Genomic DNA, 1,033 nt, shown 5'->3' with positions numbered 1-1,033 from the left:
GCATCGGCGAGCTATCGGCAGCCAAAGGCGAAACGCCTACATTTCAGCTTCAAATCGACAACACCAGTCGCGCGATGCAGCAATACATCCAAGCGTATGATAACTATCTCAAAACTCACGGAGTAGGCAATTCGGCGATTAAGGCGATCGTCTATGTTGTAAATTCAAACGATTTGGACGAGGAAATTTTTAGCGAAAATTTTGAGCTTACGGAGTTTTCAAGCGATAGCTCCTATGTAACTTTTACACTAGGCACCAATAGCCTTTTTAGTATGAGCTATCCGCCCCGAAAGATGTATAAGGACTATTGTATGTTTGCTTTCAAGGGGGATCAGTGCGGCTATAAAGGCACGGACGGTAAGTGTAAAAAAACCCTAGCCGATTGCAGAGCGAAAGGAAATTCCGAGCGCTTCGGCGGCTTCTTGGGAATTGCGGGAGGATATAAACAATGATACGCGATCTAATCGGCACGCCATTTTCACAGATGGATTGTTTCGCGCTGGTGCGAAAATGCTACGAAATCGAGCGAGGCGTGATCATCCCGCCGGCAAGAGCTCCACACGATCGGGCAAAGATGGTTTTTGCGGAATTTCTTGATGAAATTTCAAAGCGCTGGCGCCGTACGGAGAAAAAAAGCGGCGTCTGCGTGGCTTTGCGATACGACGCGGCGCATCCAAAGATCGTAACCCACTTCGGGTATATGATAGACGAAAATCATATTATCCATACGACGACGCAAACCGGGGCTATTATAGAGCCGCTTAGGAATTATGAAAAGCTAGTGGAGGGGTATTATGACTACGAATAAAATCATTACTTATCACAATGTGCTTAACCCTCTAGCACGCACGATAGAAACCAAATGCGATTATAAAAATATCGATGAAATTTTAAAAGATTTGAAATATGATAATGAAATTTACGACCTTGTGATCTCTAAAAACAGCGAGATTATAGAGGGATTTTTCGAAATTGAAGCAGGAGATGTGGTAAATATCGCCGTAGTGCCTAAAGGGGGCGGAGGGGGCGGCAA

The 1,033-nt window shown here is 44.9% G+C and carries 2 protein-coding genes and 1 pseudogene; all 3 read left to right on the top strand.

What is annotated here, in order from left to right; all coding sequences use genetic code 11:
• Nucleotides 1-452, top strand: a pseudogene (locus Q0140_RS00605) (hypothetical protein); the annotation flags it as partial.
• Nucleotides 449-808 carry a hypothetical protein gene (locus Q0140_RS00600; RefSeq protein ID WP_297960515.1) on the top strand — a complete coding sequence of 120 codons (360 nt, stop codon included), beginning with the start codon at nt 449-451 and terminating at the stop codon, nt 806-808. The pseudogene Q0140_RS00605 and the gene Q0140_RS00600, both read left to right, overlap by 4 nt.
• Nucleotides 795-1,033, top strand: a 239-nt coding sequence (locus Q0140_RS00595) for a hypothetical protein (protein WP_297960512.1), incomplete at its 3' end; no start/stop codon positions are given. The genes Q0140_RS00600 and Q0140_RS00595, both read left to right, overlap by 14 nt.

Source organism: uncultured Campylobacter sp. (genome assembly GCF_938045405.1).
Taxonomy (GTDB): Bacteria; Campylobacterota; Campylobacteria; order Campylobacterales; family Campylobacteraceae; genus Campylobacter_B.
Note: the sequence above shows the minus strand (reverse complement) of the source record. Positions and strands in the feature narration are given on the sequence as shown.